Source organism: Neobacillus drentensis (assembly GCF_036966985.1).
Taxonomy (GTDB): Bacteria; Bacillota; Bacilli; order Bacillales; family Cytobacillaceae; genus Neobacillus; species Neobacillus drentensis_E.
This window is the reverse complement of the sequence record NZ_JBALSN010000795.1, coordinates 1-1383: the sequence shown is the minus strand read 5'-3', so window position 1 is coordinate 1383 and position 1383 is coordinate 1. Positions and strand designations below refer to the sequence as shown.

At 37.6% G+C, this 1383-nt stretch carries 2 protein-coding genes and 1 pseudogene; 2 read left to right on the top strand and 1 reads right to left on the bottom strand.

Annotated elements, in window-relative coordinates:
• Positions 1-49 precede the first annotated feature (49 nt).
• Positions 50-268: pseudogene (locus V7659_RS31825) on the top strand (TauD/TfdA dioxygenase family protein); the annotation flags it as partial.
• Between the two features lie 86 nt (positions 269-354).
• A complete protein-coding gene (locus tag V7659_RS31820) occupies positions 355-711 on the top strand; it encodes a DMT family transporter (protein WP_335543954.1) in 357 nt (118 codons plus the stop codon).
• Positions 712-813: 102 nt separating this feature from the next.
• Here V7659_RS31820 and V7659_RS31815 read toward each other — a convergent pair.
• Positions 814-1383, bottom strand: a 570-nt coding sequence (locus V7659_RS31815; RefSeq protein WP_335543953.1) for a hypothetical protein, incomplete at its 5' end; no start/stop codon positions are given.

Sequence of the window (1383 nt, the reverse complement as noted above, 5' to 3'; positions counted from 1 at the left end):
TGCCACTATACCCTAGAATCCCACTGCTTTAGCTGTGGGAGTTGTCAGGACCAGAATCATTGGACTTGATGAGGATGAGAGTGAAGAATTGCTGGAATTTTTATTTCGGCAAACGCATATTCCTGAGTATCAGGTTCGTTTTCATTGGGAACCTCATTCAATCGCTTTCTGGGATAATCGTGCTACTCAGCATTATGCTGTTTCAGATTATTATCCTTACGAGCGTTTAGCGGAACGTGTAACCATTGCAGGAGATTCTCCTTATTAACATTTTCTCTTACAAGGATTCGGAAACGGATAAATAAACTTTATTCGTTTCTTTTGTTTGTTAGCCCAAGTGAAGGAGTAGATATGATGAGTTGGTTTTATTTGATTCTAGGTATATGTGCTGAAATTATTGGGACAACGTCCATGAAGCTTTCGCAAGGTTTTACGAAGTTATTTCCTTCCATTGCTATTTTTGTTTTCTATGGGTTGAGTTTAACTCTCGTCACACTGTCATTAAAAAAAATTGATATAAGTGTAGCGTATGCCATTTGGTCAGGTATAGGAACCGCAACGATAGCAATGGTAGGATTATTCTATTTTAAAGAACATATTTCTTTACTTAAAGTTTGCTCCATAATCCTGATTATTTTAGGTGTCGTTGGCTTAAATATTGCAGAAACTACGCACGAATCGAAGGCTAAGACAGAATATTTAAATAGATAGGCAGACTAGAAGAACTGGTGAACAATGAGAAGTAAAGTATAATTAAAAAAATCGGGGACAGTTTAGTCTGTACCCGATTTATATCGTAGGGCGGGGGGCCCTTCATTCTTTCTTTTCATTTCCCCCGAAAATAATTTGACCATTTGAATCATAAACGGTTACTTTAACTGGCAATGTAACTTTATCTTTCTGGATAGTAACATACCAAACCCACAAGTTATCCCGAACGAAAAACCTGTTTGGCTGGATGTTGCCTTCACTATTGATTACAATGGTCTTTGCGTCGTCTCCGGCAAATCCGTATATAACCGAAAAATCCTTTTGGACATTATTTTTAGCCCGCCAGTCGATCGGCCCTCGCTCGACTTTCTCCTCCTTGAACTCCTGGAAATCCATCATTGGAAAAATGAATTTATTAAATTTAGTAAACTCTTTATTTGTAAGGACGGGAAAGATTCCGGTACTATTCTCGGCAAAAACTAATTTTGAATTAGCATCAAATAATAAAATTTTTTTGCAATCGCCAAATTCTGTTTTTACTCTTTCACAGATACTTTCTTCCAAGGATGTTGTAGGAATAGTGGGTTTAGACGAGAGTGCAGGTTTAGTTGGAAAAGTAGGGCCAGATGACAAAAAATAAATTACCGCACCTAACCCTAAACAGAGTACAGC

Excerpts from the sequence above, each read along its gene's own strand:
- V7659_RS31820 (WP_335543954.1), top strand. The coding sequence starts at position 355 with ATGAGTTGGTTTTATTTGATTCTAGGTATATGTGCTGAAATTATTGGG.